Annotated in this window: 12 protein-coding genes; 6 read left to right on the top strand and 6 right to left on the bottom strand. The window is 62.8% G+C overall.

The window, feature by feature from the left end:
- Window positions 1-40: 40 nt before the first annotated feature.
- From EV580_RS28565 to EV580_RS28550, 4 genes are all read right to left on the bottom strand, one after another.
- Window positions 41-562 (bottom strand): hypothetical protein, encoded by a 522-nt coding sequence (locus tag EV580_RS28565; RefSeq protein WP_208114672.1) that lies wholly within the window; start codon window positions 560-562, stop codon window positions 41-43.
- A 295-nt stretch (window positions 563-857) separates the two neighbouring features.
- Complete coding sequence (locus EV580_RS28560; protein WP_133695729.1) at window positions 858-4,307, bottom strand: SNF2-related protein; 3,450 nt, start codon at window positions 4,305-4,307, stop codon at window positions 858-860.
- Complete coding sequence (locus EV580_RS34130) at window positions 4,304-8,281, bottom strand: Eco57I restriction-modification methylase domain-containing protein (RefSeq protein WP_208114671.1); 3,978 nt, start codon at window positions 8,279-8,281, stop codon at window positions 4,304-4,306. The genes EV580_RS28560 and EV580_RS34130 overlap by 4 nt, the downstream gene beginning before the upstream one ends.
- A gap of 312 nt (window positions 8,282-8,593) precedes the next feature.
- The gene (locus tag EV580_RS28550) at window positions 8,594-9,007 is read right to left on the bottom strand and encodes a hypothetical protein (protein ID WP_133695728.1); all 414 of its coding nucleotides are present in this window, start codon (window positions 9,005-9,007) and stop codon (window positions 8,594-8,596) included.
- Window positions 9,008-9,166: 159 nt separating this feature from the next.
- Here EV580_RS28550 and EV580_RS34360 point away from each other — a divergent pair, with 159 nt between their 5' ends.
- The 6 genes from EV580_RS34360 (at window position 9,167) to EV580_RS28520 (ending at window position 14,951) form a co-directional block, all read left to right on the top strand.
- Window positions 9,167-10,798: a helix-turn-helix transcriptional regulator gene (locus tag EV580_RS34360; RefSeq protein WP_133695726.1), complete on the top strand. Its 1,632-nt coding sequence runs from the start codon at window positions 9,167-9,169 to the stop codon at window positions 10,796-10,798.
- A 66-nt stretch (window positions 10,799-10,864) separates the two neighbouring features.
- The gene (locus tag EV580_RS28540; protein ID WP_286171897.1) at window positions 10,865-11,170 is read left to right on the top strand and encodes a hypothetical protein; all 306 of its coding nucleotides are present in this window, start codon (window positions 10,865-10,867) and stop codon (window positions 11,168-11,170) included.
- Window positions 11,171-11,175: 5 nt separating this feature from the next.
- Window positions 11,176-12,711, top strand: coding sequence for an MFS transporter (locus EV580_RS28535; RefSeq protein ID WP_133695725.1), 1,536 nt, complete (start codon window positions 11,176-11,178; stop codon window positions 12,709-12,711).
- Window positions 12,708-14,150, top strand: coding sequence for an amino acid permease (locus EV580_RS28530; protein WP_133695723.1), 1,443 nt, complete (start codon window positions 12,708-12,710; stop codon window positions 14,148-14,150). The genes EV580_RS28535 and EV580_RS28530 overlap by 4 nt, the downstream gene beginning before the upstream one ends.
- Window positions 14,151-14,317: 167 nt before the next feature.
- The gene (locus tag EV580_RS28525) at window positions 14,318-14,557 is read left to right on the top strand and encodes a hypothetical protein (RefSeq protein ID WP_353619864.1); all 240 of its coding nucleotides are present in this window, start codon (window positions 14,318-14,320) and stop codon (window positions 14,555-14,557) included.
- Between the two features lie 37 nt (window positions 14,558-14,594).
- Window positions 14,595-14,951, top strand: coding sequence for a heme-binding protein (locus EV580_RS28520; protein ID WP_133695721.1), 357 nt, complete (start codon window positions 14,595-14,597; stop codon window positions 14,949-14,951).
- Window positions 14,952-14,966: 15 nt separating this feature from the next.
- Here EV580_RS28520 and EV580_RS28515 read toward each other — a convergent pair whose 3' ends face one another.
- Entirely contained in the window at window positions 14,967-16,412 is a 1,446-nt protein-coding gene (locus EV580_RS28515) for a beta strand repeat-containing protein (RefSeq protein ID WP_133695720.1), read from the bottom strand.
- Between the two features lie 66 nt (window positions 16,413-16,478).
- Window positions 16,479-18,617, bottom strand: a complete 2,139-nt coding sequence (locus EV580_RS28510) for a hypothetical protein (RefSeq protein ID WP_133695718.1) — start codon at window positions 18,615-18,617, stop codon at window positions 16,479-16,481.
- Window positions 18,618-18,706 lie beyond the last annotated feature (89 nt).

Here is an 18,706-nt window from a genome sequence, read left to right as displayed (position 1 = left end):
ACACCGAACTGCCTTGCGCGAAGACAGCTGGACCAACCGATCAGCGATGGCCGCGGCCTCTTGATCGCGAGTCCACGAACCAACGCGTGTACTCGCGTCTCGCCTCGAACGAACGATCAACCTCATTGAGCACCCCGCTCAAAAGACATGCGTCGTACTCGGTCAAGCGCAACAATGGTCGCCGAAGCCTGATCGCCCACGCGTTGCCCGCGTCCTTGAACGCATCCAATCCGGTCACCAGCGGCGCCAACTCAACGCCTCTTCCGAGCGGGGCGAGCCGGCCCACCTCAAGATCACATCCGACTGGATAATCGCGACCGTTGAAGCTCACCGACTCGCGCAGCTGACCCACATTGCTCGTGACCGACGCCGTCCCAATTACGCGTCCGCGATCGCGGGTCGGATTTCGAAATGCCCCTCGAGTTGTATAAAGGAAGAATTCATCCCCTATCGACACCGAACTCACCTCGCGCTGCCTCGCTTCGGGAAATGCAGTTCGGCCCTCGCTCAATATCCAGCCAAGGGCATCCCGATCGCCGATCACCAGTAGGTAGGCCGCCATGTACACATTCTTCCAATCTCTTCGCGCGCGTGCTGGCTGATAGCCGACAGGCAAATGCGTCACACCTTGCTACGGATTGAATCATCGACCGACTACCGGGAGCTGAAAAGTAGTCCCTGCACGGCAGGTCGGACCGTTCTGGAGGCGAATTACAGTCAGCCGCTGAGACTGCTTGGCCATCAGAATCACTCGCGTGAAACGTCCTCGACGAACCACATAACTCCCGCGATGTGTGCGCCGATGTCCCTTGTGGGCGGATTCATCGACACGAACGTGCGTTCACGGAACGTCTGTCCTATTGAAGCCCACGCGTCCCCTGCACCGCGAGCCAAGCAACCAATCGAACCTCATGGGCTTCGATATCGGGCAACGGCTCGCGGACGGGCGGCGGTGTAATACCTGCCTCGTCGAGCACCTCAGCGACCAGTTTGATGCGTTCCTCATCGGTACGACCGTTGTTAAGAGCTCCCCGCACTTGGCGAGACACTTTTGAAGACGGAACGGTACGAAGGCGGCTTGCCAGCTCGATCTGAACCTCTCTTCCCAGATAGCCGCCCCTATGAATCACCAATGCGGATGCGTCCCGGAACGATAGCGGTAGGTCGGGCTGAAAGGCGTTGGGATCCGTCAGTTCTTTCCAAGCCCGATAGCAATCGTTGCGTGCGACTTCCCAGGCGTCGAAAGCTTTGTCGTAGACCTCGGGCGGCAGCCATCTCTCGGCAACAGCGTCCTGTGGGTCAGCGACCCGAAGCGATATCAAGGTGTCAGGCGAGACGATCGGCGTTCCATCATCGTTGTGCCTGACCATCCAGTCATCGGTGGCAGGTACATAGCGGAACCATGGCTTGGCACTGATCCCGATCTTCAAACAGAAAACGTAACCGTTTCCTTGCACGGCAGGGTTGACGAAACCACTACCCGATCCGTACGGGAGGCTCAGGGCCTCGGATTTGAGAAGCGGCTCCATGTTGAATGCGCCGAACAATCGGCGCCGGTATTCCTCTCCAGAGAGAGATGCGCTAGACCCGCCTGTGTCCAGCAACTTCTCAAAATCTTCAATGACTTCGTCGTCGGCCAGATTCACTTCCTGGCCCGGCCCACGTCCGGGAAGCACTTCGCCTGCGCCCACCGCTGCATCAGCCAATGCTAGCTTCGCCTCCAGCCGCGACTCCAGCTCCAGCAGCGCATCTAGGCGGGCCGCAGGAAAGAATAAGCCCAGGTGGACGTAGTCATGCTTGGACCCAATTCGGTCGACTCGACCATGACGCTGAACAATCCGCATGGGATTCCACGGCAAGTCGTAGTTGATCATTTGGCCTGCCTGCTGCAGATTGACACCCTCGGCGAGCACATCAGTGCTGAAGAGGATGTCAAATTCATCCTTGGCCGTGGGTTGCCCCTGAGCATTGCGTGGTCCTGCTGTCTGAGGTGCGAACCCGGCAATGGTGGATGCGCGGCCGCCTTGATCGACACCTCCGCTCGCGCCCCGCTCATGCGCCCTCGCGTACGAGCCCATAATTGGAGGGGCAACACGACCTCGGTAATCAGCCAACGGAGAATCTGCCGGTGCGTTGTCGATAGCCGCAAGCACGGCTTCGTGAATCGGGATGATCGTATCTGTGAAAGCAGAAAAGACGATGACCTTCCGACGGTCCGCCTGTGACAAACCACGTGGGTCAACCCGCTGCGCATCAGCAGCTATAGCGGTTAACTCTTCGATAAGCGTCTTCACCTTAGGTTCGATTCCGCCGACAACAACCGCTGCCAGATCGCGCAGCCGACACAATAGGGCGATGTCGGATTCGACGTCGGCCTCGAGCTCGGCCAGGTGATAGCCGCCAACCGATTCAATCTGGTCGTCTTGGTCAAAAGCGGTGACAAAGGCTTCGAGATCGTCAGAATCCGAAGAGACCCACTCACTTAGAGCTTCACCTTTGAGGACGTAGCCCTTGCCCAGAGCTTCGAGAAATGCTGAATGGGAGACAATCATTTTCTCAAGCGATGCATGCAACGCATGCGGACTTGACTCCAGCCGTTTGAGTAGCCCGGACCGCAATAGACCAGCGTTGGTGATTTGATATTCCTGAAGGTCATGGTCGATTGTGTACATGCTTGACAGATAGCGCGCCAGCATGAGCCGCTCAGGATCGCGGCTACGGTCGTGCCATGCGTGGGGAGCGTGCGGATCAGTTGGATCATCAAGTGCATAGACCATGGCATCTATCAGCGTCAGCCCATCATTATCGAGACTGTAGTCGATTCGCCGCACGCTTGGCTGGGGGAACTTTATCGTCATCGTCTTGCCGTCGGGGCCGATGATGAGATCGTTCGCGTAGTGTTCTTTTACAAACTTTCGCGTCCGGCGTACTGCGACCTGGTCCATAAGATCGAATAAGTGCTCAGGTGTCAAATTCGTCGGATCGATCGCTTGCGCGCGTTGAATGTAGCTGCGGATGCTCGGGATTCCCAACGACGCGAAGCGGGCGTCATCACGAATGAAATACTTGACGAGAGTTTCGAGATCGATGAGCGAGTTATTGACCGGCGTTGCCGTCAATAGCACGACCTTCTTTGGGCTTCCGGCAGTGATCACGCGGTCGACCGCACCGGAACGTTGAGCGCCGGAATTGCGCAAATTGTGCGCCTCATCGATCACTACAAGCGAATAGTCCTCGACCTCTCGTAGGAAAGCATCGATCGATCCCTTATCAACATCCAAACGGTTGCGCACTTCCTCGTAGGAATAGACCTTCACCCACCGACTGAAATCGTGGGCTTCTAGAAACGGCTCCCACATCGATGTCTTTAGCGCCGCTGGAGCGACGATGAGCACCCGCTGCCGATTGATGTTCGCCGTGCGATATATCACCTCGCCGGCGAGGAATGTCTTCCCGAGACCAACCTCGTCAGCGACAAGCACGCCTCCATGCTCGTTCAGCAGCCGCTCCATTCGGGCTACCCCGTCAGCCTGGAAGCGCGTGAGGTGCAACCCTGTTCGAACATTGGGATTCTCGTCGGCTTCGAGGTGCTCTCCATAGAGCTCCCAAAGCATCCGCAAGAAGATGGACCACGGTGTGTGCGCTTCCCACAAGCGCCCATACAGCCCCGCGAGGTCATAATCGTCGCTGATCTCCCAAAAGTGGTCGAACCACTCACGGACTTTCGACGCCGCGCTTGTGCCACCGCCTGTGCCCAGGTTGAGTTCGGCATTGCGAGCCAATCCTGCATACGTCATGTTTGACGAGCCGGCGATGGCGGCCTGCGCTGCCCCGTCCTCGACGATATACGCCTTGCCGTGAAGGAAACCCCCTGAGTAACGACGTACTTCGACCTTTGCTCGTCCGTCGTTGTCAACGCTACGTAGCCACTGCACCATCCGCTTCGCCTCGGTTGTAGGCACCCGTGCGAAACCCATCGTGTCCCGTTCGGCCTCGAGCCAAGATTGGTGTTGTCGCATCGCAGCATCACGTCGAACGTCTTGATCGGAGTCACCAGACGTAATCGCTCGAATAGAGTCAGCTTCGGGCTCGGCTCCTAGCAGTAGTCGGATTCTCGGAGCTGCCTCCAATTCGTCAGCGAGGAGCGCAAATCCACCAGGGTTGATGTATGCCGTGGCGATCGCAATCGGCGGCGCGGTCACTTTGTTGGCTCGCAGAAGCCGAAACAATTCGTTGACCTTAGCGGCGACGGTGGCGCCAGCCTCGCTTGGTGGGTGATTCGTTGCAAAATCGGGTAGTTGGGTCACGAGGCTGCCTTCCCACCTGCTACGAGCAGGTTGCATGCAAGCCGGAAAACTGAATCGGGGAAACCTTCTGCATTGAAATTTCGCCGGATAATCGCGAGGTCATCTAGAGACAGGCCATATCCCCGGGCAACTGTTGCTTCCAATCCCGCGAGCAGGTCGTCCCGGTCCTGCGCCGCAAATTGTGAGGAGTTCGCGAACTCCACTACGTCGATACCCGGCCCCAACTTTGTGTAACCGTTATTCCTAAGAAGCACGGCCGACCGCCCGGCCATCCCGAAAATTTCGTCTGCAGTCAGATTGGGTAGTGGAAGATTATTAATGACCGGCGCGGTAACGTGACGATCGACAAACCGTCGAGCCCACCAATCTTGGGTGTTGGTATTTAGCAGACCGATGAGCGCCATCAATGCTGTTGGAGATGTACCCGGCACAAGGGAAATGGCGTGCACGTAGCCCTTGTTGTACAAGTACCCCTCATTTGGTAGAGCGGCAGCAATTAGTGTTCGGGTGTTGTCTCTAGTGCTGGGATGCCGGAAGATTACTACCGGATGCTCAGGTGCAAAAGACGGGGCGTCCCCCCCACTAAAAACTATGCCCCGACGCTTCGCAGCGAGGCCTTGGAAGTTATTTAAAAATTGCTTAGCGGGGGTGTTGCGGATCGAAAATGCGTCCACGTGGCGAGTCATCATGACCTGCCAATTGCCGCGATTCTCCGTCGAGTCTGCGAGACTATGATCAGGACCCGAACCGCGAAAATCCCACCGCGCATCATGCGTCCCCTCGACCCAAGAACCGCCAGCGGACAAGCGCGGGAACTCGCGGATCTTGTCGAACACGAGCCTGTCGTCTGCACTGTCAAACCACGGCACGACCATAGAGTCTGTGAGTGTCGACAATTCCTCCTTACTCAATTTGATCATCGCATCCGACTCCATTTCCCGAAGCTCGGCTGGCGAGGTGACAACCGCGACGCTAACAGGTTCGTCCGATGCGGGCACCGCAGCGAGCAGCACCACTGAATATCGTCCGTCTAAACCATCAAAGAGCCAGCCGCGCGCGTTTAGCGCTTGCACCAGGGCGACACTATGGTGATCGAAAAGCTCCGCGCGCAGCGATTTCCACCCGGGTAGTACAAGCGATTGTCGTGGAAGTACGAGACCCAAACCACCGGTAGGACGCACCGATTTTAGGGCGCGCTCCAGCATCAACTGCGCGAGTTCGAGGTGAGTGCCTCCCCGCAAAGTGAAGGCCTTTTTGAAGTACTCCTGCAAGCGTTGACGTTCAACCATCTCGGCCGCCTCGCGAGCAGCTTCCACAGGGCGCTCGCTGCGCAGTTCAGCAATCCGCACATCACGTTGCGTATCAGGCAGTGCGATTAGTCCAGGACTGACTCTTGCCCAAAACGGGGCAGCTTCCCAGCGAACCTTGTCCCACGGCGGATTTCCGATGATGGCGTCAAATCCCGGCGACTCTCGCAGAAAAACCTCGGGGAAGAGAAACGGCAGATGCGCTGGAAGCAATTGTTGCTCAGCTTCTATCAACTCTGGGCGAGCCAGCATGCGTAAGAGCGAAGGCTCGTCCACTACCGCGTTTGGAGCGAGCAGTCCCATCCGTGTCGCCACGGCGGCGTCGAAGATCTGTCGGGCGGTGTCGGCAGCTTCGCGCGCTTGGCTCAGAAGCCTGGCTCCTTCTTCGATCTCGGATTTGTTGGCTTCACTCGCATTCGCGATGTCGATAAGAAGCGTCTTGGCTGAGACCAACTGGTCGGTAAGGATCGAATCGAATAGGCTCAGTTCACCCGGCCGCCGGCCTGGCTGCAACGCGTCGAGTGCCTCGTCGATCGTTGCAATGCCGGTCAGGCTATTTCCGTGAACAAGCCCATGGTCGAGATTGCTCATCGGGAGGCCGGGGACAAACGTATGAATCCACAACGCGAGACGGGCGAGTTCGACGGCCATAGGGTTTATGTCGAGTCCGTAGATGCAACGTCGCGCAACCTGCCGGCGCAATAGGCCTACATCGTCGACTTCACTCTTGGCGACATCGTCAGAACCCAGAGCCTGTCTGGCGACCCCGGCCAACCGCAACAGCTCTTCGGTGACTCCGGGGACTGTGTGTTCGGTGAGGAACGTGCGCATCAGTGCTTCGATCTTGTCGACTGCGGCCACGAGGAAATGGCCAGAACCCATCGCAAGGTCGGCAACTCGAAAATCGAAGAACTCGCGTGATGCAGTTGCACCGTGGCCTTGAGCAAGGTGGCCGGCAATCTTCTGTAGGTGAGCGGAGAGCGCTGGCACGATAGACCGCTCGATCAGGTGGTCTACGACGACTTTCGGCGTGAAGTACGAGCCGGTGGCTTTTCGTTCGCCGGACGCAGTATGGAAATACACCGAGCCTGCGTGTACGACGACCTCGCCGTGGGTCGCAAGGACCCAGGTGCCGTTCTCGTCGACTGTGAGGTCTTGCTCCGCTACCGAGAGAGAGCTTTCCAGCAGGCCCTCGTAAATCGTGCCGAACTCACGAACACTAAGAGAGCGGAAATCCACTGGGCCAAGGACACCGTCATCGTTGACATCGATCAAGAGGCTCTTCAACGCTGGGCCTAGCACCCTGTCCGGAAGTTCGATCCCTTTGATCAAGGCGCCCTCCGGTGATCGATCAGGATCAGTCGAGAAAAGGCCGCCATCGTACGCCGGAATTTGCCACTGCGGATTGCCCTGATCGATTGCATTCCATACTTGAACGAGGTCAAACCAGATGGTCGCCGCCTCTCCGTAGTCTGCAGCTTGTGTCGTGAGGAGACGCCGAGCATTCGTTTTGAGACTGTTCGCGTCGAAGCCATCGTTGCGACCGGATGGCAGCAACCCGCGGTCCTCCGCGTACGCCTGGAAAAGCAGACGAAAGAGAATCCGAAGCGTGACGCGATAGGCGGTAGCAAGACCTTCGGCGTCAAACGACAATCCTGTGCTCGCCGCCAGGCGCCTCGCCACCTCTACGGCGACAGGCGGAACGATTTCGTCGTAGATCCGCTCACGGAGACGCGCACCTAACTCGCTGGCATACCGCGCGCTGTCACGTAGTAATTGGTCAGCGCTTCCGCCGGCTTTCAGCGCGTCGGCTGAGAAAACCAGCGGCAGCAGCCCGGCGTGGTCGATGTCGACGGTGGAGAGATCAACTTCAAAATAGGTTTCCGCTTGCCCCTTCGATCCGACCCCCACTCCATCACGGCCCGGGTAGAGGCGAATTTGGTCCTTCCTCAGGACCACCAGCCACGGAAGTTCCGCGCGCGCGGCAACTGCAAGTCCGAATGCTACGGGTGACAGCTGAAATCGTTCAGTCGTAGCGTCGAACTGTTCCGCATCGTCAAGCAAGATTGCGACGGCACGCGGCGCCTGGCCATCTATCGCTAGCAGGAGTGTCCCATTTGGACCTGCTTTCGTCTTGAAGCCAAGCGTCTCGATCAACTGCTTACGGCGCAAGTCGAGTAGCGGGGTAGCCGCCTTTCGCATGTCTTCCCAATCGATGCGACTCGGAACGTTGTGGAGAATGTGATGCGTCGCGAACAACCCGTTGTTTGTGAAGCCCGAAACGCCCGTCGAGTCATTCGACTTGCGGAAGCCGGAACAACGTTGGGTGGCGGCGAAGACGTCGGCCTCCGAAAGAATCGACTGAAGCTGGCGCGCCGCCTGTTCAACAGGAAGGTCTAGTGCGTGCGCTTGCGGGTCGGGCCCGAATAAGTGAGCTCTGCCGCCATGCAAGACCGCCACTACGAGTTGGATCTGGGTCTTGCCCTTGCGTGCGACGAAGAGGTCGCGAAGAAGTTGCTTAGACGGTGCGGATTCCGTGGCGGCAACCGCGACCTGAAATCCACCGAGCCCGTGCGGATCGGGGCCAAAGTAGACCTTCTCGGTTGTCACTCCACTCAAGGCGGAAGGTAGGGTCCAAGTCACGACCTTATCGGCGGTCAATCGCACGCGCGCATCTCCTCCGCGTCGGGCCGAGAACTTTCTAGTTTCGCTCCGGACCTTAACCACGGAGGCGGACGCAAGTTGCGTGACTCGCGCGAAGACTGATCCGACTAGGGCCTCACAGACGCGCGTCGGTCGTGTTTTGACAGGCCGCGCGCCGGTTCCAAGTCGTCGCTCTGCCACGGCGAAGACTTTGTCACCACCGTGAGCCGGAGGGTCACTTTAGAACCGCCGGTTGACGGCGTGGTGTCGCCCAGCCGCCAAAGCGACCGTCGTGCGAACGAGCGCAACTTCGCTAGCGAGTCAAAGGCCAACCCCTTAAGCCGGCACCAACGTAATCGGCATCTGCGTCTGCCCCGGCCGGGTCATCTGGCAGTTGCCCTGCTGGATCTCCATCACCTGGCCCTGCAAGGTCTGCGAGTTCCAGGTGAAGACCATCGCGCCCTTGGTCTTAGACCTGTCCGGGCACACCGGCACCTGACCGGTGATCCGCATCATCCAGGTGTGCATGCCTTGATAGACCGCTTTCCCCTCGATCAGCGGTGACGTCACGTTGGCCAGACACCCGGGCTCGATCACGTTGCACAGGTTCGAGATGCTCCAGGTGTCGATCACCTCGTTGGGGCCCTTCACGGTGAACGTGCCGCTCAGCAGATCGTCGGAGGCATGAGCCGCCGGGGCCATCCCCACAGCAAGACCGCACACCACCACGGCGACAAGCCCAGCGCGCATGAACAACCCCTTTACCAACAGTCGACGGCTGTCAACAGTATGCCGACAACCTGTAAACCTGCAGCACGAGACTTTGCAGCCGCCACGAAAACCCACTCCGACCCGCACTGTTCAGCCATTACATCGCCGCCACCTCGACTACCGTTAGCCCCGATTCCCATGGCTGCTGACGATCACCTCACCGCCGCACGCGACGCGTACGCCAATGGCGACTGGCGTTCCGCCTACGACCAGTTCACCGCAGCCCAGGGAACCGTCGATCTCACCACCGACGACCTGTCCTCCTTCGGCCTGGCCGCCTGGCGCCTGGGCCACGGCCGGCACTCCATGCAGCTCTCTGAGCAGGCCTTTAACCGCCTCAACGCCGCCAACGACATCCCCGGCGCCGCCATGAAGGCCGTCGAGGTCGCCCTGCAGTGGTTCAACGGCGGCGACCTCACCATCACTCGCGTCTGGATCAACCGCGCCCGCCGTCTGCACGACAAGCAGCCCGACGACCGGATCCTGGCCTACCTTCTCTACGTCGACTCCCTGGTCGCCATCGATGAAGCCCGCAACGACGTCGCCGCCGACCTGGCCCACCAGCTCGAAGAAGTCACATCCAGACTCAACGACCCCGGCTTCAACGCCCTCTGCTCGACGGCCAGCGGCGTCACCATGCTCCCGTTCGCCCGCACCACCGAAGCCTTCGCCCAGCTCGACGAGGCGATGATGCCCGTCCTCGCCGACCAGGTCCCCGTCGACTGGGCCGGCGACATCTACTGCGCCGTCATCCACGAATGCCACCGACTGGCCGACCTTGCCCGCATGAAGTCCTGGTTCGAGGCCATGGAGGTCTGGCGCAAAGGCCCGCAGGTCACCTCCTCCTGGTACGGCACCACCTGCGAGGTCCACAAGATGGACCTGCACAGCGCCACCCAGACCTTCGCCGAAGTCGAGCAGCGGCTCACCAACGCGATCGCCGCGCTCGGCGACTTCCCCGGCACCGCCGGGAAGGGCTACTACGAGCTCGGCGAGCTCCGCCGCCGCAAGGGGGACGTCGACGGCGCCAAGGAAGCCTTCGCGAAGGCCAAAGAGCACAACAAAGACCCCCAGCCCGGTGAGGCGCTGCTGCGCTGCCACCTCGGCGAGCACGACGCCGCCGCCACCGATCTGCGCATGCGCATGGACGCCGAGCAGGACGAAATCAACCGCACACGACTGCTGCCCGCCGCCGTCGAGATCGCCCTGGCCCGCACCAAGACCGACGAGGCCGACCGCTACTGCACCGAATTGGAAAGCGGCGCAGAGAGATTCGACTCCCCCGGCTTCCGCGCCTGGGCGCGCCACGCCCGCGGCGCCGTCCTCGTCCAGCAGGGCAAGTCCGAAGATGCCCTGCCCGTCCTGCAAGACGCTCTCAAGCGCTACCGCAACACTCAGTGCCGCTATGAGATGGCGCAGGTCTACGAGTGGATGGCCCAGGCCCGCCACGCCATCGGCGACCCCCAGGGCGCGGCCAGCGAGGCGGCCAATGCGGCAGCCATCTACCAACAGCTCGGCGCGGTACGAGCCGAAGCACCCCAGGACGACGCCCCCGGCGGCCTGACCAAGCGCGAGCTCGAAGTCCTGGCCGGCGTCGCCGCCGGCGCCTCCAACCGCGACGTGTCCAAACAGCTGTTCATCAGCGAAAAGACCGTCGGCCGGCACCTGGCGAACATCTACGTCAAGCTCGGCGTCTCCTCGCGCACCGCCGCCGCGGCCTGGGCCCACGAGAACAAGGTCAGGGCCGCGTCTACATCATTTGCACCATAGCCTGCCTGCACAAACGCACCTTTCTCCCGATGTTGTGGGGTGCCTGCGCGCCATAACTTGATCAGCATGACCATCACCGCCAAGCTCGCACTGACCACCCTGGCCGCCCCGGTCCTCGCCACCCTCGCCATCGGGCTGGCCGGACACGCCGCCGCCGAGACCCCCGAGACCGACGGCGGCACTGTCACCGCCAGCGACACCGTCACCCAGTTGCGCGAACAGGGCATCCACGTCGTCGTCAACAAGGACGACAGCGTGCCGCTGGAGAAGTGCTCCGTGATCTCGGTGCACCAGGACCGCCACGAGCACCACGGCAGCCAACAGCGCGACGCCTTCGCCACCGCCTACGTCGACGTCTTCTGCCACGTCTAAGCCGCATGAAGCATCGTTGGCTGGCCCTGGCTCCGCTCACCCTGGGAGTGCTCCTCATCGGGGTGGACGGCACCGCGCTGGCCGTCGCCACCCCGATCATCGGCAGGGAGCTGGACGCCACCAACACCCAGACCCTCTGGATCGGCGACATCTACTCCTTCGTGCTGGCGGGTCTTCTGGTCACGATGGGCAGCCTCGGGGATCGCATCGGTCACAAGAAGTTATTGCTCGGTAGCGCAATCGCTTTCGCACTCGCCTCGCTGGCGACCGCCTACGCCCCGACCGCTGGTCTGCTGATCGCCGCGCGCGCCCTGCTCGGCGTCACCGGTGCCGCGCTGGCGCCCTCGACTCTCGCGCTGATCCGCGCCCTGTTTCCCAACGACCGGGAACGCGCTGTGGCCGTGGGTATTTGGGCATCAGTGTTCTCAGCAGGCACCGCGCTGGGCCCGGTGATCGGCGGGCTGCTGCTCGAGCACTTCTGGTGGGGATCGGTCTTCCTGATCAACGTTCCGGTGATCGCCGTGCTGCTGGTGAGCGGCATCGTGTTGCTCCCGGAACTGCACAACCCACAACCCGGACCGTGGGATCTGGTCGGGGTGGCACTGTCTCTGGTCGGCATCCTCGGGCTGGTCTACGCCGCCAAGGAGGGCGCCGCCGAGGGACTGCACGCCGATATCGTCGTGGCGGCCCTGGTGGGTGCGGCGGCGCTGGCGTTGTTCGTGCGCCGCCAGCTCACCACGCCCAACCCGCTGATCGATCTGCGGCTGTTCGCCAATCGCCGGTTCTCGGGTGTCGTGATCGCGAATATGCTGTCGATCCTTGGCCTTTCGGGCGTCATCTTCTTCCTCTCCCAGTTCCTTCAGCTCGTCGACGGGTACGGCCCACTGAAGGCCGGGATCGCCGAACTGCCGGCCGCGGTGGCAGCGACGGTGTTCGGCGTGCTGGCCGGTGTCGCGGTGCGGTATTGGTCGCAGCGTGCCGTGTTGGCGACGGCGCTGACGATGATCGGTGCGGCGATGGCGTCGCTGACGTTGGTCACCCCGGCGACGACGTACCCGCAACTGGGCATCGCCCTGTTCGTCATCGGCGCCGGGCTGGGCCTGGCCTACGCCGTGGCCAACGACGTCATCATCACCACCGTCGCGCCTGAACGCGCCGGTGCCGCGGCCGGGATCTCCGAGACCGCCTACGAGTTGGGCATGGCCTTGGGCATCGCGCTGCTCGGAAGTCTTGTTGCCGCCGTGTATCGCGGGCTGACGATCCCGGCGGGTATCCGCGACGAGGTGGGCGCGCACGCGCGGCAATCGCTGTCGGCCGCCCATCAGGCCGCCGAGATGCTCGGCGCCGACCAGGCCGAGGCGTTGTTGACCGCTGCCCGAAGCGCTTTCACCACCGGACTGGTCGTCGCCGCAGGCATCGGCTCTGCCCTGTTGCTGGCCTCGGCATTGGCGGTGTGGATGCTGCTCAAACCGCGTTGCGAGTCGTCCCTTCTCCCCTATCGTTGTTCCGCTGACTGTCAGGAAGGATCGGTACCCAGATGACCGAAGCCATCGAGGAAGAACTCCGGCACTCCGGGTACCAACCCGAACTCAAACGCACCCTCGGTGGATTTCAGTTGTTCGCGATCTCGTTCGCGTTCATCTCGGTGCTCGTCGCCGTCTTCGCGTCCTACAGCATCCTGCTCAATTATTCGGGGCCGGCGGGGATCTGGCTGTGGATCGTCGTCGCGATCGGCCAGACCCTCGTCGCGCTGGTGGTCGCGCAGTTCGCCGCCAGGATCGCGCTCACCGGCTCGTCCTATCAATGGGCCTCGCGGCTGGCGAACCCCAAAGTCGGCTGGTTCTTCGGGTGGCTGACGTTCTGGTTCTTGGCCATCGGCGTGGTGGCGATGAACAACGCACTGGCCAGCCAGGCCCTCATGCCCCTGCTCGGGATGGCGCCCGACGAAAACGTCGCACGTCTGATCACGTTGGCGCTCATGCTCACTGAGGCCGTGCTCGTCATCGCGTCGACCAAGCTTCTCGGCAGGGTCACGTCCGCCACCGTGGGACTCGAGCTGGCGATCCTGGTGGCGCTGATCATCGGCCTCGGTGCGGTCATGGTGTTCTCCGGGACCGGCACCGCCGACAACCTCGTCTCCCGCGGCGCTGCCGCCGATGCGCCGAACTACTTCGCGATCGGCGGGCCACTGATGGCGTCGATGCTCATGGGCCTCGTCACGCTCGTCGGCTTCGACTCCGCGGCCAATCTCGCTGAAGAGGCCAAGGATCCGTTCCGCAGCGTCCCGCGCGCCATCGTCTCCTCGGTGGTGGCCTCGTCGGTGCTCGGATTCCTCTTCGTCCTCATCCTCACGCTGGCGATCAAAGACGTCGGCGAGGTGACCGCCAGCGGTTCGCCGGTAGCGACGATCATTCGCGATCAACTCGGCCCGGTGATGGAGCGAGTTCTGTTGACGGGCATCGTCTTTGCGATGTTCGGTGCCGGCATGGTCATGACGGCCGCCTGCTCGCGGCAGGCCTTCGCCATGGCGCGCGACTCACGCTTTCCCGCCCACACGCTGATCCGCAAGGTCAGCCCGCGCACCCAGACACCTGTGTGGGCAACGATTTTGATCCTGGCGATCGGGGTCGTCCTGATGGTCGCGCTACCCGGTAACGCATTGCTGCAACTGATCGTCGGGTCGACGATCCTGCCGGCCCTGCTCTACGGCGGGATCGTGGTGCTCTACCTCTGTGTGCGCAAACGCCTGGGAACCAAGGAAGGCGGATTCAGCCTCGGCCGCTTCGAGCTGCCGGTCGCCTACGCCGCACTCATCTGGGTGGCGTTCGCGATCTTCACGTTGGTGTCCCCCAGCGAAGCCCGAGTGCCCAGCCTGATCTCGCTCGGACTGATCGTCGTCGGCGCGCTGTACTTCGGCGCGATGATGATCTTCAACCGTGAGGTGCTGGACACCGAGCCCGGCGATGATGAATTCAACTGAAAATACTTGCCAGCCAAATGGCGCTCTTTGGCGAAACCGGTACTAGGCTGCACAAATAGTAGGTTCGGGTCTTGACAACGGAGATGTCCCGATCGGGGGTTGCTGTGCGAAAAACTCACTGGCACATTGCGCTCGGAGCCATCGTCACATTGGTTCCAGCGAGTCTCTTGACCGCGACGCCTGCGGTCGCGGATTGCGACAGTGCCGGCTACGCCACCGTGTGCGCGCAGGGTGAGGTACGTGGTGGTGGGCCGACCCCGCCGAGTGCCGGACCCGTCTATCCGGGCTACTGCTCGGATCCCTGGTATTGCGACGACATGTGGGGCGTCGATATCGATCTCAATCCTCGGCCGAATCCGCCGCCTCGCCCGCCCATCCGACCGCCACGGCCCGGCCCGCGTAACTAGGTCGCCCTGTCCATCCTTCCTCGTTAGGAGCAGTCGAATGTCGTTCCGAAACCTGATCGGCGCCAGCATCATCGCGGGTGCAACCCTCCTCGGCAGCACCGCCACCGCCGCCGCCGACGAACCGCTGAGCTGCACGGCCGGCGACCTCACTCAAGTCCTGTCCGGTGTCAACGCCGGCATGTCGGTCTACCTCTTCACCCACCCCGACGTGAACGCGTTCTTCACCGGTCTCAAGGGGATGTCGCGGGAGGACATGCGCACCGCGGTCTCCAATTACCTGCAGGCGAACCCCGATGTCCGGGATCAGATCAAGGCCGTGCGGCAGCCCGCCGCCGACTTCAAGGCTCGCTGCGATGTGGGGTCGATGCCTGGAGACATGGAGCCGATGGGCTAGGAGGGCTGGCGCCTACTACTTAGCCCGCTTGCTCCCACCGGTCCCGGCCTTCGCCGACTTCTTGCCCGTATCACCGGACTTCGACGACGGCGCCTTGCTGCTCGAGCCTGCCGTCGCCTGCGCCCCACCGATGCGGAAGTTGTTGATCGCGATGCCGGGGCCGGCCTTGGTGACCGTCTGACCGTTCGTGATGATCGTGCCCGCCAACGCAAGCGGTCCCGGGCCCGCGCTCACGGTGTTGGTGCCGCCGAGAACGTTGAACCCGGCGGTGAAGTTGCCGCCGGCACCGCCTGCGGACACAGCGTTGTTGCTACTCAGGGCATTGAGGGCGAGGTTCCAGTTGCTCCCTGCGCCACCGGCACTCAGCGTGTTGTTACTGCCGATCAGGTTCACCACCGAGTTCTCGTACCCGGTCGTCGACGAGAGCGTGTTGCCGTTGCCACCCAAGAAGTTGCTGGCTGAGCTATAGATACCGCTGACGACGGTCACGGCGTTGTTGGTGCCGAACCAGTTCTGCGCGGTGCTTCCATAGGCACCGCCCGTTATCGTCACGGTATTGCCGCCGCCGAACAGGTTTCGGACCGCGTTCGCGTAGCCGCCAGTGATCGTGACGGTGTTGCCATTGCCGAGAATGTTGCGGGCCCAGTTGTAGTAGCCGCCCGTTGTGGTGACGGTGTTATTGCTGCCGAAGAGGTTGCTCGCGGTGTTCACCAGGCTGCCATTGGTAGCGACCGAGTTGTTGTCGCCGAGGAGGTTCGTGGCCCAGTTGAAGATGCCGCCTTCGGCCGTGACGTTGGTATTACTGCCAAAGAGATTCGTGGTCAGGTTGAGCAACGAGCTCGTCGCGGCATCACCGGCCTCGATGACGTTGTCGTGGCCGCCCCAGTTCGTGGCGATGTTGAGCAACCCGTGGGAGGTGACGTTCATGCTGTCGGCCGCGGTTGCCCTGCCGAAGAGATTGAGGGCGATGTTCCCGGCCGCACCGGGACCGCCGGCCGTGACAGTGCTGCCGTTCGCCGCCGAGTTGAGCGGTGTGACGTTCAGCGCGATGTTGAACCCAGGGTTGGTGATCAAGCCTGAACCCTGAGTGATCGCAGTGCCATTCGGCCCGAGTTGTGTTGCGATACCGAACAATCCGTTGGCGGTGGCGACCGAGCCATCCCCAAGCGCGGTGGCGACGGTGAACGCGTCACCGGTGGTCGCCGCCGAGTTGGTGCCGACGGCGAAGGCGCCGCCCAGCAGCCCGCTGGCGTGAGCCGTCGCTCCACTGCCCAACGCGATGGCGATGCTCAGCGGCGTGCTGCTGCAGTCGGCGCTGTTGCCCAGGCCGAAGAACGAGGCGCAGCTCGCGTTCGCCGTCGGGGCCGAGCCCAACGCCGCTGCCGCCAGAACACCGGTGGCTGCCGCACCCGCGACCAGAACGCCGGCAACCGTCGAACGAGACTTTGCGGTGGTGATCATGATGCCTCTCCCCTCAGAGCAAGATCACTTTTGATCAATTTGCTAGGCGTCTAGTATGGCGGCCTGTCAAGCCACCGACACCGGAATCAGGAGATAGGAGCTGCCGCTCGGAGCCGCGGCTGCCGTCAAGCTGCCGGTCAGCCCGAACAGGTTGGCCGCACCGAAGGCGAAGACCAAGAACGCGGCGGCACCCACTCCGGCGAGCTGGCCGATGGCGAAGCTGACCGGATTGTCACCGAACAGCGCGCCGAATCCCTGGCCCAGCGCCTGGCCGAGCGCGATCTGCAGCGCCTGACTCTTCACGACCTCGGCAACCACCGTGTTCACCAGCTCCTCCGGAGGCGTTCCGTTGAGGATCTCGCCGGCGAGGTTGCCGATCAGGTTCTGCGCGGCCGGGTTGGCCACCAGCGCGTCGACCGCGGCTTTGGTCACCCCGCTGGTCGCCACGAAATTGAGCGGCGTCTTGTCCAGCAGGTCGGCGACGACGCCCTGCGCCACCTCGCTGATCACGCCCCGCACCGCGGGGGCCTTCAGGACCCCCTTCAGCGCATCCGGGACGGTGGCGTTGAACGCGGCCACCACAGCGGCGTCGGCCTGCAGCCCACCGAAGGCCGTCATGATCGCGTCGGTCAACGACGCTCCCGCCAGCAGGTCGGTGACGATCTGGTCGGCAGCGGCGGACAGCGCTGCGGCCACCCCGGCCTGGCTCAGGAAGCCGGCCACCACCGCACCTGCCGTCGCGGCCAGCTGCGCGGCCGACGTCGGATCGGCGAGTGTGCTGACCAATGTCGGCCCGTACTCGGGTCCGAGCACCTCACCGATCAGAGCACGGACGGCGGCATTGCCGGCGATGTCGTTGACCAGTCCGGTGACCGTCGACCCCAGGGCCGAGACCACGCCGGAGTTGGTGGCCAGCGAGTAGACGACCGCGCCGGTGGCCGGTCCGAGGGACGACAGGAAGGCCGAATCCGACACCAGCCCTTGCCATGCCACGTCCAGCGCGTCGATCCAGTTGGTTCCGCCCAGATACGACGTACCGAACTGGGTGATGAAATCGGCCAGGGCAGCGGGAACGCCCGGCGTGCCAAGGATGTTCGTCACCGCGATACCGGCCGCGGCGGCCAGGCCCTGCATCGCGTTCGTATTGCTCAGCAAGCCTTGCACCGCATTACCGACTGCGCTGCCCAGCCCCTCGGCAGCGGCACCGCCGCCCAGCGCCTGCGACACCCAGCCGCCGGCGACACCGCCGAGCCAGGTGGGAATGGTCGGGCCGCTGGTGAGGTCGATGACCGCTTGGGACGCACCGGCAGCCAGCGCAGCCCCGACCGCCGGGGTGCTCAGGAAGGTGGCGATCTCGTCCGACGAGTTGGCGACCACCGACTTGAGGTAGCTCGTCAGCGGGGCGACGTCGCCGCCATTCAGGGCTGTGGAGATGGCGGTGGCCTGGGCCGAGTCCGGCCGCACGGCGTTGGCGAGCACGTCGAGCGCGCCTTGCACACCGGTGTTGCCGAGCACCGTGGTGGCCAGGTTGACCGCGGCGTTGCCGACGACCACGCCGACCGCCTCGGGGGCGCCGAGGTAGTAGGTCAGCGCCGTCGAGATCTTCGTCGAAACGAATTGGCGGATAGCGGTATTCGTGACCAGTCGTTGCACCTCGGCGCTCACCGCGCCGTTGCTCAGCAGGTCCTGGATCCCGTCGGCGACGATCGGCGCCAACTCGTCGGCAATCGACGTCCATCCGGGGAGGTGAGTGTCGATGAAGGTGCGGACGGCGGTGTTGAGCGCGGGACTTGCGGTGGCCCCGGCCGCCAGCGGCGCAGCACCGGTATCGCTGGCGCTGGGAGTGGTTGTGCTCGTGACTGTTCCGCGAACCTTGTCGCGGCGCGTCACCGCCAGCGCCGCGAACGACAGCGGCTCGGTGGCCGGAGCCAGCGGATCGGTGCCGCTGCTCAACCGAGCCGCCGGCACCCGGTTGGCCGCCGCCAGCGTGCCGGACGGCTTGACCGTCGCCTTCGGGGCGCGCGCAGCCGGCTTGGTCGAATTGCGCGGGGCGGGCTTACCGGCGGACGACGTCGTCTTCCCCGAATTCCCCGACCCGGTGTCGGCGTCGGACACCGCCGGCACGGCGAGAATGAACCCCCCGATGCCAAGAGCGACGGCCAAAGCCCCGACCCGACCAATGCTGTAGCGACCCTGCTGCCCCATGGCACCTACCCCGACTTTTGACGTTCAAGTAATTTGCTAGGGGTATAGCACACCACGCCGGTGACGCGAGCCAGTACGAGCCGACTAAC

The sequence above is a fragment of the Mycobacterium sp. BK086 genome, from assembly GCA_004362315.1.
In the GTDB taxonomy this organism is placed as follows: Bacteria; Actinomycetota; Actinomycetes; order Mycobacteriales; family Mycobacteriaceae; genus Mycobacterium.
Note: the sequence above shows the minus strand (reverse complement) of the source record. Positions and strands in the feature narration are given on the sequence as shown.

Excerpts from the sequence above, each read along its gene's own strand:
- EV580_RS34360 (WP_133695726.1), top strand. The coding sequence starts at position 9,167 with ATGGCTGCTGACGATCACCTCACCGCCGCACGCGACGCGTACGCCAAT.
- EV580_RS28510 (WP_133695718.1), bottom strand. The coding sequence starts at position 18,617 with ATGGGGCAGCAGGGTCGCTACAGCATTGGTCGGGTCGGGGCTTTGGCC.
- EV580_RS28535 (WP_133695725.1), top strand. The coding sequence starts at position 11,176 with ATGAAGCATCGTTGGCTGGCCCTGGCTCCGCTCACCCTGGGAGTGCTC.
- EV580_RS28530 (WP_133695723.1), top strand. The coding sequence starts at position 12,708 with ATGACCGAAGCCATCGAGGAAGAACTCCGGCACTCCGGGTACCAACCC.
- EV580_RS28565 (WP_208114672.1), bottom strand. The coding sequence starts at position 562 with ATGGCGGCCTACCTACTGGTGATCGGCGATCGGGATGCCCTTGGCTGG.
- EV580_RS28540 (WP_286171897.1), top strand. The coding sequence starts at position 10,865 with ATGACCATCACCGCCAAGCTCGCACTGACCACCCTGGCCGCCCCGGTC.
- EV580_RS28520 (WP_133695721.1), top strand. The coding sequence starts at position 14,595 with ATGTCGTTCCGAAACCTGATCGGCGCCAGCATCATCGCGGGTGCAACC.
- EV580_RS28550 (WP_133695728.1), bottom strand. The coding sequence starts at position 9,007 with ATGCGCGCTGGGCTTGTCGCCGTGGTGGTGTGCGGTCTTGCTGTGGGG.
- EV580_RS28515 (WP_133695720.1), bottom strand. The coding sequence starts at position 16,412 with ATGATCACCACCGCAAAGTCTCGTTCGACGGTTGCCGGCGTTCTGGTC.